Source organism: Paenibacillus sp. FSL L8-0435 (assembly GCF_037965655.1).
Classification (GTDB): Bacteria; Bacillota; Bacilli; order Paenibacillales; family Paenibacillaceae; genus Paenibacillus.
The window spans coordinates 5,430,433-5,455,857 of sequence record NZ_CP150185.1; the positions used below are offsets into that span (position 1 = coordinate 5,430,433).

Genomic DNA, 25,425 nt, shown 5'->3' on the forward strand with positions numbered 1-25,425 from the left:
CTTAATGTTATTATATAAGAAAGCGATCCCTCTTGTAATGCAACCATGTGTGTTTCATATGGATAAATGTGACCTTAAGACGTATAATGATCGGAGCATCCCGGAAAGAAGGAAACGACTATGTCAGATCAATCCAACCTCAAGAAAGAATCCCTTGCATCTTCTAACGAAAAAATACAGGAACCACCTTCCGGTAAGAGTGGAGCACTCAGTTATTCGGTTGCCTCCAATCCTGTCTATTATGAACAAGGCGCACTGCATGTCCTATTCGCCGGGGCAAGCCAAACCCTTCCGGGTCACGCCCTTGGGCCCAAACTGTTTGATTATTATCTGCTGCATTATGTAGAAAAAGGAGCAGGTACGTTCCGTACCGAACTGCACACCTACGAGTTATCCGCAGGGGATTGTTTCCTCATTCATCCCGGGCAACTGGTAAGTTACCAGTCTCACGCCCGCAATCCATGGCAATACCGCTGGATCGCTTTTACGGGCAGCCAGGCTGCCCAGCATGCTGACGAGGCGGGATTCCGCCCGGAGAAGTCCGTTTTTCATGCCGGACCATCCTGTGGAATTTCCGATTGGTTATCCGTGATGCAGGATGCTTTTGCCGAGCGCAAAGAAAGCTCCCATTTCACATCACTGGGTACGTTATATATGATTCTAGCTGAAGCACAGAATCACCTTTCGCAGGGTCAAACCTTAATTCCCGGTGAATCCTCCATCCGACGTACGGTGAAACAGATGATTCAATATATGTCCACTCAATATGCCTATCCTGTCTCCATTGAACAAATGTCAGCGAGTCTTGGTTACAACCGTGCGTATCTATCCCGTATTTTCAAACAGGAAACCGGACTGTCACCGGTCACTTATCTGCTAAAACTTCGGATCGACAAGTCGCGCCAACTCCTGAGAGAACGTCCGGATCTGTCCATCGAACAGGTATCTGCATCGGTCGGACTGCCAGACGCGCTGTACTTCTCCAAACAGTTCAAACGATTTCACGGTGAAGCGCCCAGCTTGTATCGAGAGAAAATACTGTCCCGCCCACTACATCAGGGGTTACAGCAGAATGCTCAACAAAACAAACGGTGAGCAACATAACGGACGGAACCACGGACGACAAAAAAGGTGCATTCCGCCATTATGGCTAAGATGCACCTTTTGCACTTTATTTATTTGTCATCAGGCTCCGGAGACAGGATGGATTCAATCCGTTCCAATTCCTCTGTAGAGAAATCCAGCTGACTGAGCGCAGCCACATTCTCTTCAATCTGGGAAGGACGACTTGCGCCAATCAACGCGGATGTTACCCTGCCATTACGCAGCACCCATGAGAGTGAAAATTGGGCCAAACTCTGACCACGGGCTGCTGCAATCTGGTTCAGCGCCCGTACTTTGCGGAGCGTCTCTGGAGAAATGTTGTTTTCATTCAGGAATACCGATGGTCCTTTGGCACGTGAGTCTTCCGGGATACCATTCAAGTATTTGTTCGTGAGCACACCTTGTGCCAATGGACAGAATGCAATACTGCCGGTTCCATACTCATCCAGCACGTCCTGCAAACCATCTTCAATCCAGCGGTCCAGCAGCGAGTATTTCGGTTGATGGATTAACAGGGGTGTACCCAGACTTTTCAAAATTTCGGCAGCCTGTCTTGTCTGCTCTGCGGGATAGTTGGAGATCCCTACATAAAGGGCTTTGCCCGAGCGAACAATATGATCCAGTGCCATCATCGTTTCTTCCAAAGGCGTTTCGGGATCATAACGATGTGAATAGAAAATATCCACATAATCCAGGCCCATACGCTTCAAGCTCTGATTCAGACTGGATACCAGATTTTTGCGTGAACCCCACTCTCCATACGGCCCGGGCCACATATAATAACCCGCTTTGGTGGAGATCACCAGTTCATCACGATAAGGTTTCAGATCCTGGGCCAGTACCTGTCCAAATAACTGCTCTGCTGAACCTGCCGGTGGGCCATAATTGTTGGCAAGGTCAAAATGTGTAATGCCCAGATCAAATGATCGGGTAATCATATTACGGCCATTCTCAGCGTTATTGATACCGCCAAAATTATGCCACAGCCCCAGTGAAATCGCTGGCAGTTTCAAACCTGAACGTCCAACGCGGTTATATTTCATCGTTTCATAGCGAGTATCGCTTGCTACGTAGACCATTATGAATCCCTTCTTTCCCCAGGTTCCGCCTCTTGTGTCCGGTCTATGCCGGAGAATGCGGTTATTCAGTCCATCCGTTCAACCAAGAAGCTGGTCCACATTATTCATTACCTCACCAATCGGCTCTGTAATCAGCAAATCCGCCCTGCGGTCGTAAGCGGTAGGTGTAGCGTTGAGCAGAACGGTATGTTTTCCCTGAAAATACGTAATTAACTGAGCCGCTGGATATACCGTCAGTGAAGTGCCTCCCACGAGTAACAGATCTGCAGAAGACAGTGCATCAATGGAGCGGTACAATGTCGTCTGATCCAGTTCCTCTTCGTACAGCACCACATCCGGCTTGATCACACCACCACATCTGTTACAGCGAGGCACGGTATCTTGGGACTGTATAATATCATTTAGCGTATAAAACTGCTTGCAATCCATGCAGGCATTACGATGAATTGAACCGTGAAGTTCAAAAACATTGCTACTACCTGCCTTCTGATGTAGTCCGTCGATATTTTGCGTGATCACTGCCTGAAGTTTTCCCGCCTGCTCCAGACGGGCCAATAGTCGATGGCACCCATTCGGTTCCGCATCTGGATGAAGCATTTTGCCACGATAAAAATCATAAAAAATATCGGCATGTTGATCAAAAAAATGTCGGCTTAATAACTCTTCCGGTGGATAAGGCGAATGTTGCTCCGTCTGATACAGACCCGCAGCCGAGCGGAAGTCGGGAATCCCGCTTTCCGTTGAAGTTCCGGCCCCTCCGAAAAAAACAATCCGGGAGCTTTCCTGAATCCAGGCAGCCAGTTGTTCTGTTGCGTTCATCCTCTCTCCTCCTTTTGTTTACTATATAAATTGAACTAAAGAATATTTACACTGGCCACTCCGATGACAGAACAACCTTCCGATCGCTGTTATCCACAGATTTTTTTGATTCCTTTCTAAAGGGAAAAATCCGAGGATAAAGGCGAACACTCCGTTTCTTCAGGTTATTTCTGTCCTCTCCGTTTTGTGTAAATGTTGAGTTCAATTTATATCGTTCAACCAAGCCAGGGTGACTTATAAAATAACGCTTATCTCATTATAATGACGAATAATGGCATGGGCATCAACCAGGTGAGATCCTTGATCTAACTGCGGACAGTAACCGAGGGTATAGGATACCTCTGCGTGCCGCCCCATCTGCATATCCCCATTACTGTCTCCAATTACAACGGCCTTCGCAGGATCGATATGTAATTCACGGCAAGCCAGGAGGGCTGCTTCTCCATCTGGTTTGCCCTGTGTCACCCGATCACAGCCCACAATGGAGGTGAAAAAGGAACGAATCCCCATCCAATCCAGATGTGTTTCTGCTGCCGCTGTACTGTCTGAAGTGACGACTGCCAGCTGTATGTCTGCTGCCCTGCAACTGTCTAAGAAAGCAAGTAATCCTGGCATCGGTTCAGCCGATTTGCGCTCCCTTACCGATTTCATGGCCACACTTGAAAATTGGCGTATCGTTGTGATCGCTTCATTCCATGGCATGCCTGCTGCATACAGCTGGCCGGCAAGCAATCCCGTACATTCATCCACAGTCGCAATGGCCAGTGGGCCTTGCGGATCATAGCCGACAATATGACCTTCTGCATTATGAATGGTGCCCAGGACGTGCTCCCGTTCAACCGTAAATGAAGCTCCAAGCTCATTCATACGTGATTGTAACTGACTCAGCAACGTCTCTGCCCACGGCCCCCATAGCTGGAGGAATTCCAACAGTGTTCCATCTTTATCGAACAGGATACCTTTACATGGGATCTGCACTCCATACACTTGAAGCATGGTCATCCGTATCACCTCCATCAAGTTATGCTATACATGCATACAGCCCTTAATGCAGAATAATCAAAATCTATTTGATCGTACTTAACCAAGCCAGTACTGTCTTGAGCGTCTGATTCAACTGTTCTTCTCCACTCACTTCCGGCTTGCCATCTCCTTTTTGATGACCATAATCACCGAACTGGGCGTGGTTTCCACCTTCAATGGTGTAGTACACCGTCTCCACGGGCAAATACATACGTCCACTCTGATACTTGGTCATATTCACAACCTCATCTTTAGTACCCAAAATGGTTAAAGCAGGTATTCCCAGTGTCATTACACTCCCTTTTTCATCCGGGTAAGATGCCAAGAAGAAGATCCCATGAAGTGCATCTGGATGTGCTGCTACATAACGTGCAGCCATGGACCCGCCGAGAGAGTGTCCACCCATAACGAATTGTTCGTCTGGATAGGCGGCCAGAATCTCATCTGCCAAGTTTGGCTTAAGCACTGCCAGGTTAACTGGCATCTTGGCAATAATGGTGTGATGACCCGCAGCAGCCAGCTCATGCGCGAGTGGTGCATAACTTTCCGGTTTCACCAGCCCACCAGGGTAGAAAAGTACACTTTTTCCAATCGGTTTATCTGGCACAAAATCAATCCAGTTCTCTTGTTCACTCACCGTCACCCGATTGGCTGTTTCCATGGCTGTTTGAGCTGATTCCTGTGGACCGTATGGTGTGAATAATTTCCACGCAACAAATCCACATCCAATGACAATGAGCGCCAGAAGTACGAGCAGGAATTTCCCGATGCCCCTCTTCTTGCGCCCTGTATTATACCGATTTCTCAACTTTAATCACCTTTCTTCACTTCCGCAGGTGCCGCGGCTCACAGAATTGGGAGCCTTTGTTCATCAGGCTCCCCTTCTCCGAATTGAAAAAATATTATTCTGCCTTGGCCTTGCGGTAAGCATCCATATATTGTTCCGCTTTGCGACGGACATGACTCAGGTCACCCGTCTTCACAGCTTCCGATGTCAAGTCGGAACCAATCCCTACAGCCACTGCTCCACCCTTGATCCAATCCCCCAGATTAGACAAGGATACCCCGCCAGTTGGCATAAAATTCGCCTGCGGCATAGGGCCCTTCATCGTTTTGATAATCGAAGGATCATACAGATTACCCGGGAACAACTTCACAATGTCCACGCCGAGTTCCAATGCGCGTTGAACATCAGCAATCGTCATCACACCAGGCAGAATCGGAATTCGATACAGGTTGCAGATCTGAACCGTATCCGGGTTCAGGGAAGGTCCAACTACAAACTCGGCACCCGACATGATAGCCGCTCTCGCCGTTTGCGGTTCAAGCACCGTTCCCGCACCAATAATCGCGAATTTCTCTGGATCTTGTGTGTTCCAATGGTATACACGGCTTAACTTTTCAATGGCTTTGAGTGCACTGGGTACTGTCATCGTAATCTCGATAACTTTAATACCACCCGCAATCGCTTGCTCGGCCATGGCAATGACTTGATCAGCAGAATCTGCACGCAGAACTGCCACAACCCCATTGTCCGTAATCTTTTGCAACAGCTGAAGCTTCTTCATTTCATTCTCTCCCTTGTCAATGTGGTGGTTGTGTATACAAGCCTTACATTTAAGAACGAAGATGAGCCATATATGATTCCAGAGCGACTAACGCTCAACATGGGCAACGTTGTTCAGCTTGGCCTCGACCTGCCCCCACGTCGGGAGCGCCTCCCAATCGCCAACAGCCTGTATAACCATGGAACCGGTCAAATTGCCGAGACGGGTTGCTTCCTGCGGGGAGTATCCTTTTAATAAACCCGATAAAAATCCCGCACAGAAACCATCTCCTGCTCCTACCGTATCCAGAACATAATCCGCCTTAAAGTACGGAACTTCCGTTAGGGTACCATTCGCCAATACGTAGGTCAAATCAGGGCCACCCTTCACGATGCACACAGCATTCATGGCAGATAAACGCTCAAGTACTTTTTGATCATTTTCTTCGTTATATAGAAGTTTCATCTCGTCCAGACCCGGTAAAAAGTAGTCTGCCAGTTCAGCTAAACGCAGTAAAACTGGACGGGCCTCATCCGCAGACCATAGTTTGAGACGCAGATTTGGATCAAAGCTTACTTTCACCCCTGCCTGTTTGGCAATATGTATGGCAGCCTCTACCGTAGCAAGTCCGGACGTGCTTATCGCTGCCGTTATACCCGTAACGTGCAATATCTTCGCCCCGGCAATATAGTCGGGATCCAGATCATCAGGTGTGATCGCACTTGCAGCAGATAGCTTCCTATAATAATGCACCGAGGCTTTCCCGGAAGCGTTCTCACGAATCATCAAACCAGTCGGCTCGTGATCACTTAACCTTACCCGGGATACATCTACGCCTTCACCGCGAATGGCTTTCAGTATCATACTGCCGATCGGATCATTGCCCAAACGTCCAAACCAACCACTGGTATGCCCCAGGCGTGATACGCCAATAGCCAGATTGCTCTCAGCCCCCCCGAAAGACTTGTCCAGTGTGGCTGCATATTCCAGCCCTCTTGTATCCTTGGCAGTCAGCAAACCCATACTCTCCCCAAACGTAATAATTTCCGGGCTTGGATAAGGACTCGTTGACATGATTTCTTCCCTCCTTATATTTACATTCCCTCATCTTCTTTTACTATTGTCATCCTCTATGCAACCGTTGTCAATCCCGTTGTGTTCATTTTGTTGTCACAGCTTTGAGAAAAGATAACGCTTACAAATGTGAATTAAATCACAATAGAGAATACACATCCATATTACCCTTATTACAGATGCAAATGACCTTTCAACCAGGATCTATAAGGGGGCTACACCATGAAAAATCAGACACTGATCCGGGATGATCAGGAATCTTTCTTTTACAATCTGCGCTTTATTCTTATCGTCTGTGTCCTTGCTGGCAATGCACTTGAACCACTCATTACACGTTTTGCAGGAGCCGAAGCTCTGTTCCTGTGGATATATACGTTTCACATGCCGCTCTTTGTATGGGTAACCGGGTATTTTGCGACACACTCACTCCAAGGTGCATCTGGGCGAAACGTCCTGAAGCAGATTGCACTACAGTACGTACTGTTTCAGTCCTTATACGCATTGATGGACTTTACCGTATTCCATACACCCCATATGCGGCTTTCCTTCTTTGCACCTTACTTGCTGTTATGGTTTCTCGCGAGTCATTTCTGTTGGCGACTGCTGCTTCGTCTGACGATTTCCTGGAAACCGATATATCGGCTGATTGGATCGATTGCGCTCGGTATAATTGCCGGGTATTTGCCCATCGACGGGTTCTGGCTCAGCTTCAGCCGTACGTTTGTATTTCTGCCGTTCTTTGTCATCGGTTATGACTATGGAGCAACCATCCGTTCACATTTATTATCCGGTTGGGGGCGAAAAACCGCAGCCATCCTCTCTGCTGCACTGTTGGTATGGATCGGGTATGGTGGTTTGAATATTTCATCCGGATGGTTACTCGGCAGCATGACGTACGCCGAACTGGGTCACCACGAATGGTATGCCGGCATCTTCCGACTTGGAGTCTACCTATTGGAGATCGCATCGGCAGTACTGTTCTTGGCCTGGGTACCTTCCTTGACTTCCAGACTGACGGACCTTGGACGACGCACACTCTATGTATTCCTGCTGCATGGGTTTCTCGTTCGTCTCGCGGTCTGGTCCGGAGTCTACAGTTATATGGGAAGCTCGGCGTATATTCCAGTCATACTTGTCATTGCCGTACTCTTCGCAGTCACCCTGGCTCTGCCGGCTGTACGTCACACGTTCAAACCCTTAATTGAACCGGATATATCCCGATTTTCTTTCCATCGACCTGAGGTGTTTAAACGGTCGGCCTAATGCTCTGACGGATCTCTTCACCATCCGTTCTATCCTGCTGTGTTGTTTCAGGCTGGAAATAAGGTGGTAAATTAGGGATACGCGCTACAAAAAACAACTTATCGTTGTAAGGAGTGATTTGTAATGGCACGTCAACCGACGTCAGAACGCAAGATGAGCCGTGAGGAAGCTGGCAGATTAGGTGGTAAAGCCACTTCCAAGAACCATGATCGAAGCTTCTACCAGATGATTGGAAAAAAAGGTGGAGAAGCGACTTCAGATGCCCATGACACTGACTTTTACAAGCAGATTGGTCGCAAGGGCGGCGAAGCAACCTCCGAAACTCATAATAAGGAATTCTATCGTGAGATTGGACGCAAAGGTGGAAGCAACTAATGAATTCCGCTCGCCACATCGAAACATGATCATAGCTTTTCCGCAAATCAAGAAGTCTAATTCCATGAAAATGGTTTGAGGCTTCTTTCTATTGATTGTAGAAATATGACGACGGTTGTGATAGACTCAATAGAAAAACCGGGTGTTCACGGGTTTAAAGCAGCAAAGAATTTCACAAACTACGGGGAGCTCGACACCGGCATGCCGGTCCTTTTTTTTAGAGTACGGATGAAATTAAACGACAGATGCACTGCCATTTACTTTTCCATTCATGTTGCTCAATATTATATATTTGGGGGGAATACACCATGTCAGCCAAGAAGATGCGTTCCGATATGATCAAAAAAGGTTTTGACCGTGCACCACACCGGAGTTTGCTCCGCGCAGCGGGCGTTAAAGAAGAGGATTTCGGCAAGCCATTTATTGCCGTATGTAACTCTTACATCGATATCGTGCCCGGCCACGTTCACCTGCAGGAATTCGGTAAAATTGTAAAGGATGCTATTCGTGAAGCCGGTGGCGTTCCATTCGAATTCAACACCATCGGTGTAGATGACGGAATTGCCATGGGACACATTGGTATGCGTTACTCGCTGCCAAGCCGTGACATTATCGCGGATTCCGTGGAAACCGTTGTATCTGCACACTGGTTCGACGGCATGGTATGTATCCCGAACTGCGATAAAATTACACCCGGCATGATGATGGGTGCACTCCGCTGTAATATCCCTACCGTGTTTGTCAGCGGTGGTCCGATGAAAGCCGGTCGTGACAGCAATGGTAAAGCTCTGTCCTTGACCTCTGTATTTGAAGGCGTAGGTGCTTACCAAGCAGGTAAAATCGATGACAAGAGCTTGCTTGAGCTTGAACAGTTCGGTTGTCCAACCTGTGGATCATGCTCCGGTATGTTCACAGCGAACTCCATGAACTGTCTGGCTGAAGCGATGGGACTGGCTATGCCAGGTAACGGAACCATCCTGGCTGTTGCTCCTGAGCGTCGTGAGTTTGTTAAACAATCTGCTAAACAACTAATGGAACTTATTAAAATGGATCTGAAACCACGTGATATCGTTACTGTAGAAGCGATCGATAACGCGTTTGCACTGGATATGGCGATGGGTGGATCTACGAATACAGTACTGCACACGCTGGCACTGGCTCATGAAGCTGGCATCGAGTATCCAATCGAGCGCATCAATGAAGTAGCTAACCGCGTTCCGCATCTGGCGAAACTTGCACCTGCTTCCGATCTTCACATCGAAGACGTTCACAATGCAGGCGGCGTAAGCGCAGTGCTGAACGAATTGCTCAAGAAACCAGGCGCGATTCACGGTGACTGCATTACCGTAACGGGTAAAACGATCCGTGAGAACGTTGAAGGAAAAGAAATTCAGGATACAAATGTCATTCACCACCTGGATAACCCGCATTCCGAAAAAGGCGGCCTGGCTGTATTGTTTGGTAACCTTGCACCACAAGGCGCTATCATCAAGGTTGGTGCTGTTGATGCTTCGGTTGGCGGATACCACAAAGGTCCTGCCATCTGCTTTGACTCCCAGGAGCAAGCGCTCGAAGGCATTGCTAACGGCAAAGTAAAAGAAGGACATGTTGTTGTTATCCGTTATGAAGGACCAAAAGGCGGACCAGGTATGCCTGAGATGTTGGCTCCTACTTCCCAAATCGTAGGTATGGGGTTGGGTGCTAAAGTCGGTCTGATCACCGATGGACGCTTCTCTGGCGCATCCCGCGGAATCAGTATCGGACATATCTCTCCGGAAGCAGCTGAAGGTGGTCCAATCGCCTTTGTTGAAGAAGGAGACATCATCGAGCTGGATCTGAACAACCGTATCATCGAATTGCACATCAGTGACGAAGAGTTTGAACGTCGTCGTGCAGGTTGGAAAGGCTTTGAACCGAAAGTAAAAACCGGTTACCTGGCTCGTTATTCCAAACTGGTTACCAATGCAAGCAACGGTGGCGTACTGAGTATCTAATTCATTAATCAATAAAGGGTTACTCTTCTGCCAAATCTGGCGAAGGGCAACCCTTTTCTTTTGCTGGTTGGTAAGATCAGTCCGTTAGTTCCGCTCTGGCAATATCTCTTGTTCAATTAACAATGATTCATCTCTGGATTCTTCTACCGTTGCTGCCACCTGCATAGTATGTTGACCGTAACGTTCCAACAGTAGATCCAGCGGCATAGCAATCATCTTGGGTACCAATTGTTCTGCACGCTGTTTCAGGCGTTTGGTTCCGGCAGGATGGATCACACTTAAGAGCAGTTTCAGGTATACTTTAGATGCAGCACTGAACGGACCAGGAGGCAATTCTTGTATGGTAAATCCAAATTTTTCCGGACCTCTGTTAATCATACTCACACCGTATATGGCCTTGGCAGATTGTAACTCAGGTTCGAGTGCCACCATGCGTGCCAGATCCGGCAATTGCTGTTCCATGGTCCGAATCATGCGAATAGCCAAATGCATACTGGAACGTGATGTCACTCCAAGTTCAAACAACTTTTGATTGTCAAAATGCAGTTCTATCACCGGATCTCCATTTTGAATGACATGGCCGTCATTCATCTCCACCCGTGCTCCGTGATATACACGTGATCTGAAGTGCAGCATGGGGTCCTCTGGCGAAGCCGTCCGTAGATGATACACCCAGTGGAACAACTTCTCCCAGCCCAGCCATAAGGCAACAACGATTCGTTTCCATAGCTTCAATGGTGTCTGTAATTGCGTTTTGTTCTGAGATTCGCTCACTGTGATACCTCCCATCAACGTATCAACGCGTACGCTTTGCAGGCCTAGCCGTTCAGCTTCCTGCAAGACGACTTCCAGCGCCTGAAGCATCTGCTCCGGCGCGCGTGCATCAGCACCAAGGGTCGTTCCTCGATCATGCAGCAGCATGACCTCTCCGCCTCTCAGTTCCTTCAGCATCCGTTCGGTCAATCTCTGGGCACCTACTCGGCTTCTCCAGTCCTCAAACATGGAAGACCACAGTACAATCTTTCGCTCTTTCTTACTGAAAAAATCAAACAGATTCATAATCCCCCACGGCGGACGATAATAACAAGTCTTCACACCGGTTACTTCATGAATAATCTGACCTGTTCGCTGAATCTGATCACGAACAGTACGCGGCCGCATGAGCCAGTTCGTCTTGTGAATATAATTATGAATGCCAATAAGATGACCTTCGTCATGTATGCGCTGAATGAGTTCAGGATGACTCGCAGCATGTTCTCCAACAACAAAAAATGTGGCTTTTGCTTGATGCAGACGAAGCAGATCGAGTAGTCTCGGCGTATAATGTGGATCTGGCCCATCGTCAAATGTTAATGCAAATTGTGTATCACTTCTTCCCCGTCGAAATACACGAAAACCAAAAAGCCTGCTAATCAAACTTGGAATAAAGGCGTAAAAAGATGAAAGATACAATAACCACAGTAGAATACTCTGAAGTATCATTGTCATGTTGCAAGCTCCCCACTTCTCCTGCTGAATTACGGTGCACGATGGCACTATCTAAAATAAACCGCCTTTAATTTTATCATAATTCAGACTTTTCTTGAATCCTGTTTTCCCAAAAAGATAGCTATCGTGTACAATAAATACAATCTAATTATTGCCATCAAAGGAGCCATGTCCATGCTACCGCTTTACAAAAAATACGGGCGAACTGTCTTTGACATCGCATTGCTCATATTAACCGTGTATGTGATCATGTACAGTTTCAGTCAATTATACCAAGTGGCTGCACCAGTCTTTCTATCATTCATCGTGTATTGGATGATTGAACCGCTGGCCAAATTTTTACATCGCAAAGGAATGCCCAAGACGCTTGGAGCCGCCATCTCCGTCTTGTTGTTTCTTGCATTGATTGTCGCTGCCTTTTTTGGTGTGGGCTTAATTATCATTTCACAAATTTCCAATCTGCAAGATAATTTCCCCGTATACATTGAGATGATACAACGTGAATTCACCAATCTGGTGTTATTCATTCAGGACAAGTCAGATGCTCTCCCTGATGGAGTTATGGAAAAAGCGAATGATTATTTTGCAACACTGACCGGATTCCTGTCCAAATGGGTAACTAGCGGCGCGCAATTCGTCGTAGGTTTCCTCAGTTCATTCTCTTCTTTTATTACGAACTTCGGAATTGCGATTATTCTGGCATTTTTCCTGAGTATCGAGATTGAGTCCTGGCGCAAGTTCGCCCGTGCGAAAACGCCCAAAACATTAAAGTTAGCTATTGAATTCATGCGTAATCACGTGTTCAAGACAATCCGCTCGTATCTGAAGGCACAGATGATCATGATGCTCATTACGTTTGTATTGATTTATGCAGGTTTGTTGATTTTGGGAACCTCTAACGCCTTTACCATTGCGGCAGTCTGTGCGGTTTTTGATCTGGTACCATTGCTTGGCGTTCCTGTTGTGTTTATTCCATGGATCGTCTACTTATTCATTATTGGCAATAGTAGCCTGGCGATTGGCCTGATTGTGATTCTGGCAGTGACGATGCTGACAAGACAATTGCTGGAACCGAAAATATCGGGTAACTCGATTGGTGTATCTTCGGCGTACTTGATGCTTTCGTTTATGCTGATCTCCCTTTCGATCTTTGGCCTGGCTGGTGTCGTGTTATCTCCAGTGCTTCTGATCCTTCTGAAAGAACTGTTACAACAAGGGTACCTGCAAAAGTGGATTCACCTGCCAAAAGATGAATTTGAATCCTCTCCATTGGTCATGGACCCACCGGTTAGTAAGGCATCAGCGAATTCTGCCGAGTCTACTGTACAACGTCCCGTTTCTGCGAAGGATCATGAGGACTCAGCCAAATAGTCCATCACCTTCCTGAATAGAGCCGTCGCTTGATGTTGGCTGTCAGGAGAGACATTTTGAACAAGAACAGCTACAGCATATCGGGGTTGTTCTACCGGTCCATAACCAATGAACCATTGATTGTTGCGCTTCTCTCCATGTTTCTGTATCTGAGCTGTACCTGATTTCCCTGCAACATGCCACCGTGCACGCTGCAGGGATTTTCCTGTTCCCTCACGTACTACCTTATTCATCCATGATAACAGTTTATGCGCTGTTGCGGGAGCAATCTGTCCTGATGCTGAAGGTGAATCATGCAAGGGCATTTCCAGCATGGTGCCACCATCCGCATATCGGATGCGCTTAACGAGACGTGGTGCACTAACCTTTCCATCATGTAACAGTGTAACGATCAGATTGGCAGCTTGCAGCGGTGTGACCAAGACATCGCGCTGGCCGATTGCTGTCTGTATTTTCGCACCTTCATCAGTAGAAGAAACAGTCTCTGTTCTCACACGACCGTGATCCTCATGATCAAAGTGTCGTAACACGGGCATTCCTGCCATCTGCTTCCCCTCCCAGCCAATCGGACGCGCGAGTCCCAGACGATCAGCCGTGTTCTCCAGTTGCTCCATACTAAGCCTGCGCGCCGTTTCCGCGAATACGATGTTGCAAGACTCCGCGAATCCTTGCTCCTGATTCAGGTCTCCATGCCCATGCTCCTTCCAGCAAGACAGCCCATATCTTCCGTACTCACCACCGCAATGGAATTCTTCTCCGCTAGAAACCGCATGATACTCCAAAGCAGCAGCCGCAGTGACAATTTTGAAAATGGAACCCGGTACGGCTCCCTGCACTGCACGATTACCCCAGGCCGATTGCTTGGGGTTCACATGTTGTGGCTGATAGAAAGGGCGGGAGATCATGGCACGAACATCCGCGTTAGCAGCATCTAACACAACAATGGCCCCTTCTTGTAATCCAGATTCTTGCGTCAACTCTTCCAACCCACGCTGTAACTCAGCATCCACTGTGGTTTCTACACGTAAAGGATAATGGGTATTGGCTGGTGCAATGACATGTGGCTGAATATCAGGGATAATCTCTCCACCACCCGAGACCATGCGTGATACAAGCGTAGGGCCAATTCCCCTTAACAGGGGTTCAAGTGTCCTCTCCAGTCCAGCCGCCCCTGATTTCATAGCAAATGGCTGTTTTACTTCATCCTGATGCCCAGTTATAACCTTGGAGGACTCGGGCTGTTCAGCCAGATAACCCATCCACTGCATCCCTGTATGCCCCTGGAGATACCTTGTCATCATTGGATAGATGCCAGCTCCTTGCAGCTGCAAACTACGTAGGCGCTCCACTTGAGCAGCGGTCAAATGAACAGGCTGATGTGAACCTGCTGTCCAGAAATGAGGTGTATTCTCCTGATTCCATTCCTTCTTCAATTGATCCGGATCGGTATGTAATATAGCTGCCAACTGTATCATCTCGGAGCCTTCTAATGTCCCATGCTTGCGTAATGTCTCTAATGGTCCTGCCTGTGGAAAAAGAACCAATCCCCATTGCAGCTTACCAGTCAACGCTTCACCCTTGTAATCCGTAAATTGTCCCCGCCCCGGGTCAAGCATCACCCCGCGTTCACGCTGCAATACAGACATTTCCCGTACCGTTCGGTGAAGTCCGGGCATCGTCTGATTCACCTGAACAATCTGGACCCAACCCAATCGTAGTATAAGCAATCCAAAAACAAGAGTTAGAAGAATACAAGTTATATAGATTCGCCGTTTCGCAAGGAGATGCATCCCAATCTCACCTTTTGTCGTTTTGACATATTATTGCTGATATGACTTGGAATTATCCGGTAAACAAAAAGAAAACCTGTCCCATGTGCGGGACAGGTTCTCCTCATTTCAACCTTGGCTTGTTACACCGTAAAGCGTGACAAGGTTTCTTTCAGTTCAGTAGACACATTCTCCAGTTTGCCAGACAGATTGACCAGCTGGTTACTGATATTTTGCTGTTCACTGCTCAAGGAAGCTACTTCTTGGGACGTTGCAGAAGATTCTTCAGCTACAGCGCTGACATTGCTCATGGCTTCAGACAAGGTACCTTGAGATTTGTTTAAATCTCCAATAGAACCTGTCACCATGCCCAGACGTTCCACAAATGCACCCATCTGTTCCTGTACGGAAGCAAAGATGACGTTGGTGTCTTTAACCGCATCCATCTGTTCCTTGAATAACGGATAGGCTGCCGACAAAGCATCCACGGTCTCATTCATTTCAGTCATGATTTTGTCTGTGATCTCTCCAACCATCTCAATGGATTGTCTGGATTGAGCCGCGAGCTGACGAACCTCATCAGCCACCACCATAAATCCGCGTCCGGCTGCACCGGCACGTGCTGCTTCAATGGTTGCATTCAGGGAAAGGATATTGGTCTGCTTCGTTATGTTTTGCAGTACTTCAAGCACTTTCAGAACAGAGGACGTGCTCTCTTTCAGCGAATCAACCTTATTCACCAGTGCACCAATCATTTCTTCTGTCTTCTGGGTTTTGGTCATCAACTGATTCAGATGTTGTGTTCCTGTCTGACTGGACTTCTCTACATGACGAGCAGAATCACCCATCTGTTCATTAGCAGCGATTACACTCTGCATCTGACGAGAGATATTGTCAGTTAATTCATTACCACGTTCCGCTTCGGTTGCCAAACTGCCTGCACCGCCTGCGATCTCCTCTGTAGCTACGGCGATCTCCGAAGCAGATACAGCCGTTTTCTTGGATGCACTGCTCAGCTCAGAGGCTGTATCCAATACTTCCTGCGCAGAACGATTGGTTTGTTCAACCAGCTTAGTAATCTGCTCCATCATCAGATTGAAGGCGGTCGAGAGCTGACCAATTTCATCCTTGGAGCTATATGGTGTACGAACTTTAAGATTACCTTTCGCACCTTCCTGCATCAGGTCTTTCAATTTGCCGAGTGGACGAGCGATCATACGCACCATCCAGATCCCGATCAATACTGCAATCCCCGCATCAATCAGCGCCATCCACAAGGTCAGAGTCAGAATGCCCTTTGCATCCTGAACCAATACAGAGGTAGGTATCATACCAACCAGTTTCCAATTGGATGTATCCATCGTACTGTATACAGCCAACATTTCCGTAGATTTGCCATCTACCACATACTCCGTATTCGTACTACCTGCTGGTTCGGTCAACTCTTTGACAAATGCAAGCTCTGTATCTTGTCCCGTACGATCCGAGATGGAGGATGCAACCACTTTATTATCCGGAGCAATCAGTTGAAGAACAGCTCCTTGCCCCAGATCAAGCGATTTCAATTGTTCCTCCAAAACTTCCAGTTTCAGTTCAATAACCAGAACATACGACTGAGTAGTCCCCTGCAGGTTTTTCATGGAACGTGCAATTTTAAACGTTGGGGTTGAGCCATCTTCCTTGACCTCAGTTGGAAGCCAGCGATAACCGCCCGCCTCAATCAACTCACTGTACCACGCTTCCTGGCGAATGTTGCCCATGGATGAACTGTTGCTGCCTGTACCCATAATGGACTTTGTATCGTCCGTAGGTACCAAATAAATCGCTTCCATAGATTTATTTGTAAATGCAACATTAGACAGTTGCTTGTTGATGGAACTTGAGTTTATGAATGTATCATACGCAGTCAGATTTTGATCTGACATTTTTTGTAGCAAGGACTGCATTTCAGGATCAAAGAAAATCTGTGTGGATGTATCCACAAATCTCTCCAAAATAATGTCCATTTTTTGTTTGGTCTGATCAATGGTCTCCTGATTGGCACGTGAGGCATTTTTCTCTATCGTACCCTTGGCTTTTGAATAGGATAATAGACCTAAACTCACTACAAAAATCATAATTCCCGCAAAAAAGATCAAGAACAGTTTAACCCCTACGGATTTAACCGGATTTGCCTTCTTAATCTGTTGGAAAGAAGAACCTCCAAGGTTTTTCCAATCCCGGTTTTTAAATTGTTTCTTCACCCAATCAGTCTTGATCCAGCCCAGCTTGAGCTTGCTGCGGTCAATCTTAAACAATCTTTTGCCAGTGCCTGTTGTTTTGCTTTTGACTACTTTTTCTTTCTTCACTTTCTGAACCTTCTCAGGATTAACCTGCTCGGCTTTTGTCACTTGCTCCCCACTGTCTTTCTGCTTCTTTTGAACCAATCCCATTCACCTGCCAGTAATTTACTTGTTGGATTTTTCTTTCTCTCCCCTATAAATATGTAGTATTCGACAGCTTTCTTCGTTCCCCTTTCACTTCCCAGAAATATTTTACAACTTTATTCCTATTTTTCTATAAAAAAAAGACCCCCATCTGCCGATAAACGGAGGTCCCTAAGTAAATTTCATAACACTATTTTGTTAAATCATAATACAATATTGACACATCGTAGGTATTTGAGCCTACTTCTTTTTTCTCATCATATCGAAGTACGAAACCGGTTGGTCTACCTTCATTTTAATCAGCTGCAACGGGTGACGAGCAGCATCCAGAACATTGCCTTCTTCATCCTGTATTTCACCGACGACCTGTTTGAAAAAGTGACCTCCCGGACCGAAAAATTCGATTTCCTGTCCTGGTTTGAAGTGATTGCGCTGTTGAATGGTTGCCATTCCTGTTTCAGCATCATACCCCATGACCAAGCCAGCGAAGTCAAAAGGTACAGCCTTTTCTTCCGGTTCATAGATATGATCTTCATGGTCTGGTGTATCATAGAAAAATCCGGTATTCAGCGGGCGATTCGCCGCTTTGTTCATTTCTTCAACCCATTCAGGTTTCAGAACATAATTTTCCGGGTCTGCCATATAGGAATCAATAGCTTGACGGTAGACGTTAACCACAGTTGCCACGTAGTGGATCGATTTCATACGTCCTTCGATCTTGAAACTGTCCACTCCCACATCAATCAACTCGGGAATATGGCCAATCATGCACAGATCCTTTGATCCCATGGAGAATGAATTATCCTGTTCCTCGAACAGGGGAAGCTGGTTCTCACCCAGTTTGAATGTCGCAGGGGCCTTCATCTGCATGTCCTCTTCGCTGACCCACACCGTATCTTCTCTCGCATCCTCGAACAGATCATACTTCCAGCGGCAAGACTGGCAACAGCCGCCCCGGTTGGAGTCCCGATCCGTAAAGTGATTGGAGAGCACACAACGTCCGGAATACGAGGAACACATCGCCCCATGAATAAAGGCTTCAATTTCGATATCCACATTGGCCTTGATCTCTTCAATCTCTTCAAAGCTGGTCTCACGTCCGAGAACAACACGTGGAAGTCCTTCATCTTTCCAGAACTTCACGGCTTGCCAGTTGAGTGTGGATTGTTGAGTACTTAGATGTACCTCAAGGCCTGGGACAGCACGAAGGGCTACTTCAATGATAGCCGGATCGGCTACGATGATCGCAGAGATCCCCGCATTATAGAGGTTTTGCAGGTACGTTTCGATACCCTCAACATCCTCATTATGTGCATAGATGTTTGTCGCTACGAACACCTTGGCTCCATACTTTTTGGCAAACTCCACACCTTCACGCATCTCTTCAAAGCTGAAGTTATCCGCGTTGGAACGCAGTCCATAGGCTTGTCCACCGATATATACGGCATCTGCACCGTAATGGATCGCAAATTTCAGTTTTTCCAGATTACCCGCCGGAGCTAGCAGCTCCGGTTTGTCCAGACGGTTACGTTTCCCCGAAAACTTCCGCTGTACCGCCACTGTTTCCATTCTGTTCACCTCGTCTATTAATACACTTGTTCTTTATAGAAAAATCCAAACGACAATTCACGTTCAGGGTCCTGTAACTTCCGTACCTCAGCGAGCCACTCTTCAGAGAACTCATATGCATCAGAATCGGCTATATAACTGTCAATCGCTGTCCGATATGCACGTACAACAGCTTCATTGTAAGTGAGTGATTTTAACATACCTTCAATTTTGAAACTGTGCACACCCGCCTCCATCAACAGATGAAGGTCTTCGAGGATACATATATCCTCAGAGCTCATAATGTGTGTACCGTTAATATCCTCGTAGATCGGGAATTTCTCATCTCGACGTTCAGCCTCGATCAGGAACAATCCCCGCTCTTTGCCCAGATGTCCCTCAACCGGCCGCCCTTGATGAGCCATATAACTTTGCACCAGACTGCGCTTGGAATGATAAATATTCGTCATGCCATGCACCTGAACCTGAGCTTCCACCTTCAAAAAAGGAACCATTTCCGTCAACTCGTCCATATTCAACTCTCGGGCAAGTACAACGCGACTAGCTCCCTTGGTTCCCCAATAGTTGGCCGTCGCATAGTTCGTTGAAGTCATTTCCGCATTCCAGTGCAACTTCACATGTCGCGCGTATTCCTTCATGGTAGCCAGCACGGATGGATCATTAAACTCCACACCATCAATACCGATTCTGCCAAGTGCTTGGACATATTCAGGCAATTCTTTCAACAGTTCGTTGGACATCAGATTAGTCATGGATACATACACACGCGCCTGATGTTTGGCTGCAATGGCAACCACCTCTGCTGTCTCTTCCACGCTAAAGCTGCCTGGAAGACGCATGCCGAATCGATCATCTCCAATAACCAGAGCATCTGCTCCCGCCTGAAGCAGCACTTCTGCCTCTTTCACATTCGCTGCTGTAACGAGCAGTTCATGTTTCTTACTCATATAATCCCCTCCGCTTATTGCGCAGCCTTACTTTTGGCTATATTTTGCTGGTGTTCCTTATACGTTTTGGCAAATAGATGTCCAGACGAGCCATCCTTTTTTGTCACATAGAACAGATACTCCGAAGCTTCCGGATTTAGCGCTGCCTCAATGGACGGAAGACTTGGACTGGCAATTGGACCTGGTGGCAAGCCTTTGTTCAGGTACGTATTATAGGGACTTTTCACCTTTAGATCCTTGAAAAACAATCGTTCCTTCGGTCTGTCGAGCAGATATTGCACGGTAGCATCAATCTCCAGCTTCATATCCTGATTGATCCGATTGTAGATTACACCTGCAACCAGAGCACGTTCCTCATCCACTACAACTTCTTTCTCCACAAGTGACGCAATGGTCAGCAGCTCATGCAAGGAAAGATTCTTTTCCTGGAGCTTGGCTTCCAAATCAGGAATGGAATTAATCTTGGTCTGGAATTCTTCCAGCATCCGTTGCATCACATCATGCGTGGAACTTCCCTTTTTCAGCTCATACGTCTCCGGGAATAGATACCCTTCCAATACGTAGCGAAGTTCTTCATCCACTGGAATATCTTTGATGATATCTACATCAAAGGCCGAAGGATCATTGGCCAGCTTGATGAATTCATCCCGATCTACAACATGCTCATAAGAAAGCTTACCCGCCATTTGCAGAACGTTATAACCCTCCGGAATCGTAAATTTCACCATTTCCTCCGGTACAACTTCACCACTACTCAGCTTGCTAACAATCTCATCATATGTCACGCCAGGATTCATTGAATATGTACCCGCCATGAAATTAGAACCTAGTTTCTTCCACTTTAAATACCCTTTAAAGGTTAACCCGCTACGAATAAGGCCTTCTTCTTGAAGCTGATCCGCGATTTTCGAAGTTCCCGATCCGCTCTTAATCTCGAATACGACCGGTTCTGTAGAAGCTTCCACAGGACGCATCATACTCCATACGTAACCGCCTGCGCCTCCGACAAGAACTACAATGATAAGCAGTATGACTACAATTGCTTTCCCTTTCAAAAAAGAAACAACTCCTTTACACAACCAAAAAGAGCGGACTTCTCCGCCCTCCCGGTTTCTTCAATTTGAAGCTGATTTAATCTTCGTCAATGGGGAGTGTACACTCATCATACAGTTCCGAGATATTCTCCCACTCATCATCATCGTCGATCGTAACTAACTCTGGCATGATCTGGTCTTCACTTCCAGGTGATACCCGCAGAAGTTCAACCTCGTCATAAGGTCGCAACGAACTGCGGAGCACCGCGTACTGCTGACCGTTCACTTCGAACTCAGCCAACAAGTCATACGGTTGTGATTTACCGTTCTCTTCCTCGAGCTCAACATGAGCACCGAATGCCAGACGCAGTGAATCTGTCCATTTCAGGTCTTTGCGGCTATATTCCGTCATTTAGTTCGCTTCCTCTTCATCTTCAGCAAGAAATGTATTAAACGTCTCCTCGACGATATCCCATTCGGCATCATCTTGGATGACGAAAAGTTTAATATCGTCGCCCTCTTCTTCATAACGGAATGCATATACATCCGTTTCGCCATCTTCAGGTTCAACCGGAGCAACCATCATGTACTTGGCCTCCGAACCATCTACTTCAAACTTCATGATGACTTCGAATTCCTCTTCATTACCCTCGTCATCCGCAATGTAAATAATTTCCGCTTCTTCTTCCATACCCAGTTGATCTTCAGCCATTGTTGATCCCCCTCACCTTCTACTATTGGCATCCAAATAATTTTGCAAAATCAAGCTTGCGGCCATTTTGTCCACAACCTGTTTGCGTTTTTTCCGACTGACATCCGCTTCGATCAGCGTACGTTCTGCTGCCATGGTTGTCAGCCGTTCATCCCAAAGGTGAACAGGTAAATTCAGTTCATCCCGCAGGCGATCGGCAAAAGCAATGCATATCTCACCGCGCGGTCCTACGGTGCCGTTCATGTTTTTGGGAAGTCCGACTACGATCTCACTAATCTCATGCTCACGCACAAGTTCGGCAATCCGAGCGAACTCGCCTTCATCACGGCGGCGTTCTAGCACTTCCAATCCCTGGGCAGTCCAACCGAAGGCGTCACTCGCGGCAACTCCGATTCTTCGGTCCCCATAGTCCAAACCTAATATTTTCATCCATGCTCTCCCATCCTGGGGCCTGCTTAGGTCGATTACAAATAATCGCCTTCTCAAGCTTCAGGCTGTCTTCTGTCGGTTCATTTCCCGCTGCCTGCAAGGCTGCAACACAGCGGAAGCGGCGTACATTACCGGTGATTGGCCAGATAGGAACGTACAAGCTCTTCAATCAGCTCATCGCGCTCCTTTTTACGGACCAGACTACGTGCGTTGTTGTGACGAGGAATGTATGCCGGGTCTCCAGAAATCAGATACCCAACAATCTGGTTGATCGGATTATACTCCTTATCGACCAATGCATCATATACCGTGAGAAGAATCTCTTTGGATGATGCTTCCTGTTCGTCACCTTTCACATTAAATTTAACCGTCTTATCCATGGAGTCCATTGATGACACCTCGCTCCTGCATGAACATGGGGACCATGTCCTGCCGAATTGATTTCTGTTTATATAATAACATATTCTGACTGCCACAAGTAAACAAAGGATAAGGCAATTGTGTTTTTTGCTTGTCCTTTACTGGCTAATTAACGAAACCGCCAGTTTCAGCGCTTCATCCAGCTTGGTCGCATCCTTACCTCCGGCTTGCGCCATATCTGGACGTCCACCACCGCCACCGCCGCATACTGCTGCGACTTCTTTGACGATTTTGCCTGCGTGTAATCCTTGTTTTACTTGTTCAGCAGGTACTGCTACAACAAAATTCACTTTGCCGTCCGCTGGAGCACCCAATACGAGTACTGCGTTAGGCAATTTTACTTTCAACTCATCTGCCACTGTACGCAGCGCATCCATGTTCGGAGCATCTACGCGTGCTGCCAGCAATTGTGTATTTCCTGCTTGTACCACTTGATCGGTCAATTGACCCGCTTCCATGGCACTCAGCTTGCTTTGCAGGGATTCAGTCTCTCTGGCTGCTTCTTTCAGTTGTTGGTTCAGACCTTCAATCCGTTTAGGTACATCAGCCACATTTGCTTTGAGCAGTGCTGCTGATTGTTTAAGCAGTTCCAACTGGCTTTCCACATACAGATATGCGCCGCGGCCAGTTACAGCTTCGATCCGGCGTACGCCGGAGCCAATTCCGCTCTCGCTCACCAGTTTGAAGATTCCGATCTCTGAAGTATTATTTACGTGACAGCCGCCACAAAGTTCCAAACTGTAGTCTCCGACTTGAACAACACGTACAATATCTCCATATTTTTCGCCAAACAGGGCCATCGCGCCCATTTCTTTGGCTTCATCAATAGCTTTGAGCTCGATGTTCACGTTCAGACGATTCCAGATCTGTTCGTTCACTTGACGCTCAATCTCTGTCAACTCTTCCGGCGTAATGCTGCCGAAGTGAGAGAAGTCAAAACGCAGACGCTGTGGCTCTACGAGCGATCCTGCCTGATTTACGTGTGTGCCGAGCACATCTTTGAGCGCTTTGTGCAGCAAGTGGGTAGCTGTATGGTTTTTGATAATGTCGCCACGTTTAGCTGAGTCTACTTCGGCATTGATCACATCGCCTACACGCAGTTCACCAGACTCCACAGTTACCAGATGTACATGTTGTCCGAGTGGAGCTTTGAACAAACCTTGTACTTTCGCTGATACACCAGCACCTCGCAGCAAGCCCTGATCACTCACTTGACCGCCACTTTCCGCGTAGAACGGAGTTTTGTCCAGAACAACCTGACACGTTTGTCCTTCGCCTACAGATTCAACAAGGGCATCACCAGCTACGATGGCTACCACTTTTGCTTCCGTCAACAGGTCAGTATAACCAACAAACTCGCTTTTAACCTCCAGGTCAGCAAGTGGTCCGCCTTGGACTTTCATGCTCTCGTTCTCTTGACGTCCAGCACGTCCAAGCTCACGTTGTTTCTGCATGGAAGCATCAAAACCTTCACGATCCACAGTCAGTCCATGCTCTGCAGCATAATCTTCTGTCAGGTCAAACGGGAAACCGTACGTATCATACAGCTTGAAAGCTTCAGGTCCGCTAATAACGGTGCGTCCTTCGGATTTGGCTGTGCCGCTGATATCAGCCAGAATAGCCAGACCATCTGTTAGTGTTTCGTGGAAACGCTCTTCCTCGGTTTTGATTACTTTGGCGATGAACTCCTGTTTGTCTACTACCTCAGGGTAGTACATGCCCATCACTTCACCAACGGTTGTTGTCAATTCATACAGGAATGGACGGTCAAGTCCAAGCACTTTTCCATAACGAACTGCACGGCGAAGCAAGCGACGGATGACATATCCACGTCCTTCATTACTTGGCAGAACGCCATCACCTACTGCAAAAGCAACCGTACGGATATGATCGGCAATGACTTTCAGTGCAACATCAATCTCTACACTGTCGTTATATTTCACACCCGCAAGAGCGGCTGTTCTTTGAATCATCGGTTGGAACAGGTCTGTGTCGAAGTTGGAATCCACATTTTGCAGAATGGATGCAAAACGCTCCAAACCTGCTCCTGTATCAATGTTTTTGTTAGGAAGCGGTGTGTAGCTGCCGTCCTTGTTATGGTTGAACTGGGAGAATACCAGGTTCCATACTTCCAGATAACGTTCGTTTTCCCCACCTGGATACATTTCAGGATCACTCATGTCGTTTCCGTAAGCTTCGCCGCGGTCATAGAAGATCTCGGTACAAGGTCCACATGGGCCTTCGCCGATATCCCAGAAGTTTTCATCCAATTTAATGATACGCTCAGCAGGCAGTCCCACTTTTTCGTTCCACAGTTTGAAAGCTTCTTCATCTTCCGGATATACCGTTACGGAAAGACGTTCCGGATCGAATCCGATCCACTCTTTGCTGGTCAAGAATTCCCACGCCCAAGTAACCGTTTCTTCCTTGAAGTAATCTCCAATAGAGAAGTTGCCGAGCATTTCGAAGAACGTATGGTGACGACGCGTTTTACCAACATTCTCGATATCATTGGTACGGATACATTTTTGGGAGTTCGCTAGACGCGGGTTCTCCGGCTTCTCACGTCCGTCAAAATATGGTTTGAGCGGTGCCATACCTGCATTGATCCACAAAAGAGAAGGATCGTTGTGAGGCACGAGCGATGCGCTCGGCTCGATTTTGTGACCTTTACTTGCAAAAAACTCTATCCATTTGGACCGGATTTCACTGGCTTTCATACTGGATGCCCCCATTAAATTATAATAGTCCGTTGCGTATTCGCTCCGGTTGGTCAACATTGTTTTGGTAAAAATAAACACAAAAAACGCCCCTGAATAATCAGGGACGATGTTATCGCGGTACCACCCTGGTTATTGCTGTTTATCCCTTGCTGCCCGGACAAACAAACAATCTCCTCGTTCATGCGAAATAACGGTCGCTCCCGGCAGGGTTGTCCTGCACTCCGAAATTAGCTTTCCGCCGCTTCATCTTTCAAGACTC

At 47.2% G+C, this 25,425-nt stretch carries 21 protein-coding genes and 1 pseudogene; 5 read left to right on the plus strand and 17 right to left on the minus strand.

The annotated features are described in order from the left end of the window. Positions 1 to 120 precede the first annotated feature (120 nt). Positions 121 to 1,095 carry an AraC family transcriptional regulator gene (locus tag NST33_RS24150; protein WP_339305430.1) on the plus strand — a complete coding sequence of 325 codons (975 nt, stop codon included), beginning with the start codon at positions 121 to 123 and terminating at the stop codon, positions 1,093 to 1,095. 80 nt (positions 1,096 to 1,175) lie between these two features. On the opposite strand, the gene mgrA is transcribed toward NST33_RS24150, so the two are convergent. The 6 genes from mgrA to NST33_RS24180 all read right to left on the minus strand — a co-directional run bounded on the left by mgrA (position 1,176) and on the right by NST33_RS24180 (position 6,646). Continuing rightward, positions 1,176 to 2,183: an L-glyceraldehyde 3-phosphate reductase gene (gene mgrA, locus NST33_RS24155; protein ID WP_036674510.1), complete on the minus strand. Its 1,008-nt coding sequence runs from the start codon at positions 2,181 to 2,183 to the stop codon at positions 1,176 to 1,178. A gap of 78 nt (positions 2,184 to 2,261) precedes the next feature. Next, positions 2,262 to 3,002 carry an NAD-dependent protein deacylase gene (locus NST33_RS24160; protein WP_339305432.1) on the minus strand — a complete coding sequence of 247 codons (741 nt, stop codon included), beginning with the start codon at positions 3,000 to 3,002 and terminating at the stop codon, positions 2,262 to 2,264. A gap of 234 nt (positions 3,003 to 3,236) precedes the next feature. Further along, positions 3,237 to 4,004 carry an HAD family hydrolase gene (locus tag NST33_RS24165; RefSeq protein WP_221824729.1) on the minus strand — a complete coding sequence of 256 codons (768 nt, stop codon included), beginning with the start codon at positions 4,002 to 4,004 and terminating at the stop codon, positions 3,237 to 3,239. A gap of 64 nt (positions 4,005 to 4,068) precedes the next feature. Next, entirely contained in the window at positions 4,069 to 4,833 is a 765-nt protein-coding gene (locus NST33_RS24170) for an alpha/beta fold hydrolase (RefSeq protein WP_221824730.1), read from the minus strand. Between the two features lie 94 nt (positions 4,834 to 4,927). Next, a complete protein-coding gene (locus tag NST33_RS24175) occupies positions 4,928 to 5,593 on the minus strand; it encodes a bifunctional 2-keto-4-hydroxyglutarate aldolase/2-keto-3-deoxy-6-phosphogluconate aldolase (RefSeq protein WP_017686833.1) in 666 nt (221 codons plus the stop codon). Positions 5,594 to 5,680: 87 nt separating this feature from the next. Next, the gene (locus tag NST33_RS24180; protein ID WP_221824731.1) at positions 5,681 to 6,646 is read right to left on the minus strand and encodes a sugar kinase; all 966 of its coding nucleotides are present in this window, start codon (positions 6,644 to 6,646) and stop codon (positions 5,681 to 5,683) included. A gap of 222 nt (positions 6,647 to 6,868) precedes the next feature. On the opposite strand from NST33_RS24180, the gene NST33_RS24185 reads away from it, so the two are divergent. From NST33_RS24185 to ilvD, 3 genes and pseudogenes are all read left to right on the plus strand, one after another. After that, a complete protein-coding gene (locus NST33_RS24185; RefSeq protein ID WP_221824732.1) occupies positions 6,869 to 7,909 on the plus strand; it encodes a fucose 4-O-acetylase in 1,041 nt (346 codons plus the stop codon). Between the two features lie 123 nt (positions 7,910 to 8,032). Continuing rightward, positions 8,033 to 8,275 (plus strand): annotated as a pseudogene (locus tag NST33_RS24190) (general stress protein); the annotation flags it as partial. A 317-nt stretch (positions 8,276 to 8,592) separates the two neighbouring features. Continuing rightward, positions 8,593 to 10,278 (plus strand): dihydroxy-acid dehydratase, encoded by a 1,686-nt coding sequence (gene ilvD, locus NST33_RS24195; protein WP_074096200.1) that lies wholly within the window; start codon positions 8,593 to 8,595, stop codon positions 10,276 to 10,278. Positions 10,279 to 10,362: 84 nt separating this feature from the next. On the opposite strand, the gene NST33_RS24200 is transcribed toward ilvD, so the two are convergent. Continuing rightward, positions 10,363 to 11,766 carry a polysaccharide deacetylase family protein gene (locus NST33_RS24200; RefSeq protein WP_339305436.1) on the minus strand — a complete coding sequence of 468 codons (1,404 nt, stop codon included), beginning with the start codon at positions 11,764 to 11,766 and terminating at the stop codon, positions 10,363 to 10,365. A gap of 174 nt (positions 11,767 to 11,940) precedes the next feature. Between NST33_RS24200 and NST33_RS24205 the strand changes: the two genes are divergently transcribed. Further along, a complete protein-coding gene (locus NST33_RS24205) occupies positions 11,941 to 13,137 on the plus strand; it encodes an AI-2E family transporter (RefSeq protein ID WP_221824734.1) in 1,197 nt (398 codons plus the stop codon). On the opposite strand, the gene NST33_RS24210 is transcribed toward NST33_RS24205, so the two are convergent. The 10 genes from NST33_RS24210 to alaS all read right to left on the minus strand — a co-directional run bounded on the left by NST33_RS24210 (position 13,116) and on the right by alaS (position 25,163). After that, complete coding sequence (locus NST33_RS24210; RefSeq protein WP_339305438.1) at positions 13,116 to 14,849, minus strand: penicillin-binding transpeptidase domain-containing protein; 1,734 nt, start codon at positions 14,847 to 14,849, stop codon at positions 13,116 to 13,118. The genes NST33_RS24205 and NST33_RS24210 overlap by 22 nt on opposite strands. Positions 14,850 to 15,049: 200 nt before the next feature. Next, positions 15,050 to 17,338, minus strand: a complete 2,289-nt coding sequence (locus tag NST33_RS24215; protein WP_339305440.1) for a methyl-accepting chemotaxis protein — start codon at positions 17,336 to 17,338, stop codon at positions 15,050 to 15,052. A 234-nt stretch (positions 17,339 to 17,572) separates the two neighbouring features. Continuing rightward, complete coding sequence (locus NST33_RS24220; RefSeq protein ID WP_221824739.1) at positions 17,573 to 18,901, minus strand: U32 family peptidase; 1,329 nt, start codon at positions 18,899 to 18,901, stop codon at positions 17,573 to 17,575. Between the two features lie 17 nt (positions 18,902 to 18,918). Then, on the minus strand, positions 18,919 to 19,848 hold the full coding sequence (locus NST33_RS24225; RefSeq protein WP_339305442.1) for a peptidase U32 family protein: 930 nt from the start codon (positions 19,846 to 19,848) through the stop codon (positions 18,919 to 18,921). A gap of 14 nt (positions 19,849 to 19,862) precedes the next feature. Continuing rightward, entirely contained in the window at positions 19,863 to 20,903 is a 1,041-nt protein-coding gene (mltG, locus tag NST33_RS24230) for an endolytic transglycosylase MltG (RefSeq protein ID WP_243391439.1), read from the minus strand. A 76-nt stretch (positions 20,904 to 20,979) separates the two neighbouring features. Next, the gene (locus NST33_RS24235) at positions 20,980 to 21,294 is read right to left on the minus strand and encodes a DUF1292 domain-containing protein (protein WP_047844066.1); all 315 of its coding nucleotides are present in this window, start codon (positions 21,292 to 21,294) and stop codon (positions 20,980 to 20,982) included. After that, entirely contained in the window at positions 21,295 to 21,594 is a 300-nt protein-coding gene (locus tag NST33_RS24240; protein WP_017686820.1) for a DUF1292 domain-containing protein, read from the minus strand. A gap of 12 nt (positions 21,595 to 21,606) precedes the next feature. Continuing rightward, positions 21,607 to 22,023 carry a Holliday junction resolvase RuvX gene (ruvX, locus tag NST33_RS24245; RefSeq protein ID WP_036616953.1) on the minus strand — a complete coding sequence of 139 codons (417 nt, stop codon included), beginning with the start codon at positions 22,021 to 22,023 and terminating at the stop codon, positions 21,607 to 21,609. A 128-nt stretch (positions 22,024 to 22,151) separates the two neighbouring features. Continuing rightward, on the minus strand, positions 22,152 to 22,412 hold the full coding sequence (locus NST33_RS24250; protein ID WP_036616950.1) for an IreB family regulatory phosphoprotein: 261 nt from the start codon (positions 22,410 to 22,412) through the stop codon (positions 22,152 to 22,154). 129 nt (positions 22,413 to 22,541) lie between these two features. Beyond that, the gene (gene alaS / locus NST33_RS24255) at positions 22,542 to 25,163 is read right to left on the minus strand and encodes an alanine--tRNA ligase (protein ID WP_221824743.1); all 2,622 of its coding nucleotides are present in this window, start codon (positions 25,161 to 25,163) and stop codon (positions 22,542 to 22,544) included. Between the last annotated feature and the right edge of the window lie 262 nt (positions 25,164 to 25,425).

What these genes read in the sequence shown, in the direction of transcription:
- NST33_RS24150 (WP_339305430.1), top strand. Translation starts at nt 121, where the DNA reads ATGTCAGATCAATCCAACCTCAAGAAAGAATCCCTTGCATCTTCTAAC.
- mgrA (WP_036674510.1), bottom strand. Translation starts at nt 2,183, where the DNA reads ATGGTCTACGTAGCAAGCGATACTCGCTATGAAACGATGAAATATAAC.
- NST33_RS24160 (WP_339305432.1), bottom strand. Translation starts at nt 3,002, where the DNA reads ATGAACGCAACAGAACAACTGGCTGCCTGGATTCAGGAAAGCTCCCGG.
- NST33_RS24165 (WP_221824729.1), bottom strand. Translation starts at nt 4,004, where the DNA reads ATGACCATGCTTCAAGTGTATGGAGTGCAGATCCCATGTAAAGGTATC.
- NST33_RS24175 (WP_017686833.1), bottom strand. Translation starts at nt 5,593, where the DNA reads ATGAAGAAGCTTCAGCTGTTGCAAAAGATTACGGACAATGGGGTTGTG.
- NST33_RS24180 (WP_221824731.1), bottom strand. Translation starts at nt 6,646, where the DNA reads ATGTCAACGAGTCCTTATCCAAGCCCGGAAATTATTACGTTTGGGGAG.
- NST33_RS24185 (WP_221824732.1), top strand. Translation starts at nt 6,869, where the DNA reads ATGAAAAATCAGACACTGATCCGGGATGATCAGGAATCTTTCTTTTAC.
- ilvD (WP_074096200.1), top strand. Translation starts at nt 8,593, where the DNA reads ATGTCAGCCAAGAAGATGCGTTCCGATATGATCAAAAAAGGTTTTGAC.
- NST33_RS24200 (WP_339305436.1), bottom strand. Translation starts at nt 11,766, where the DNA reads ATGACAATGATACTTCAGAGTATTCTACTGTGGTTATTGTATCTTTCA.
- NST33_RS24205 (WP_221824734.1), top strand. Translation starts at nt 11,941, where the DNA reads ATGCTACCGCTTTACAAAAAATACGGGCGAACTGTCTTTGACATCGCA.
- NST33_RS24215 (WP_339305440.1), bottom strand. Translation starts at nt 17,338, where the DNA reads ATGGGATTGGTTCAAAAGAAGCAGAAAGACAGTGGGGAGCAAGTGACA.
- NST33_RS24220 (WP_221824739.1), bottom strand. Translation starts at nt 18,901, where the DNA reads ATGGAAACAGTGGCGGTACAGCGGAAGTTTTCGGGGAAACGTAACCGT.
- NST33_RS24225 (WP_339305442.1), bottom strand. Translation starts at nt 19,848, where the DNA reads ATGAGTAAGAAACATGAACTGCTCGTTACAGCAGCGAATGTGAAAGAG.
- NST33_RS24235 (WP_047844066.1), bottom strand. Translation starts at nt 21,294, where the DNA reads ATGACGGAATATAGCCGCAAAGACCTGAAATGGACAGATTCACTGCGT.
- NST33_RS24240 (WP_017686820.1), bottom strand. Translation starts at nt 21,594, where the DNA reads ATGGCTGAAGATCAACTGGGTATGGAAGAAGAAGCGGAAATTATTTAC.
- ruvX (WP_036616953.1), bottom strand. Translation starts at nt 22,023, where the DNA reads ATGAAAATATTAGGTTTGGACTATGGGGACCGAAGAATCGGAGTTGCC.
- NST33_RS24250 (WP_036616950.1), bottom strand. Translation starts at nt 22,412, where the DNA reads ATGGACTCCATGGATAAGACGGTTAAATTTAATGTGAAAGGTGACGAA.
- alaS (WP_221824743.1), bottom strand. Translation starts at nt 25,163, where the DNA reads ATGAAAGCCAGTGAAATCCGGTCCAAATGGATAGAGTTTTTTGCAAGT.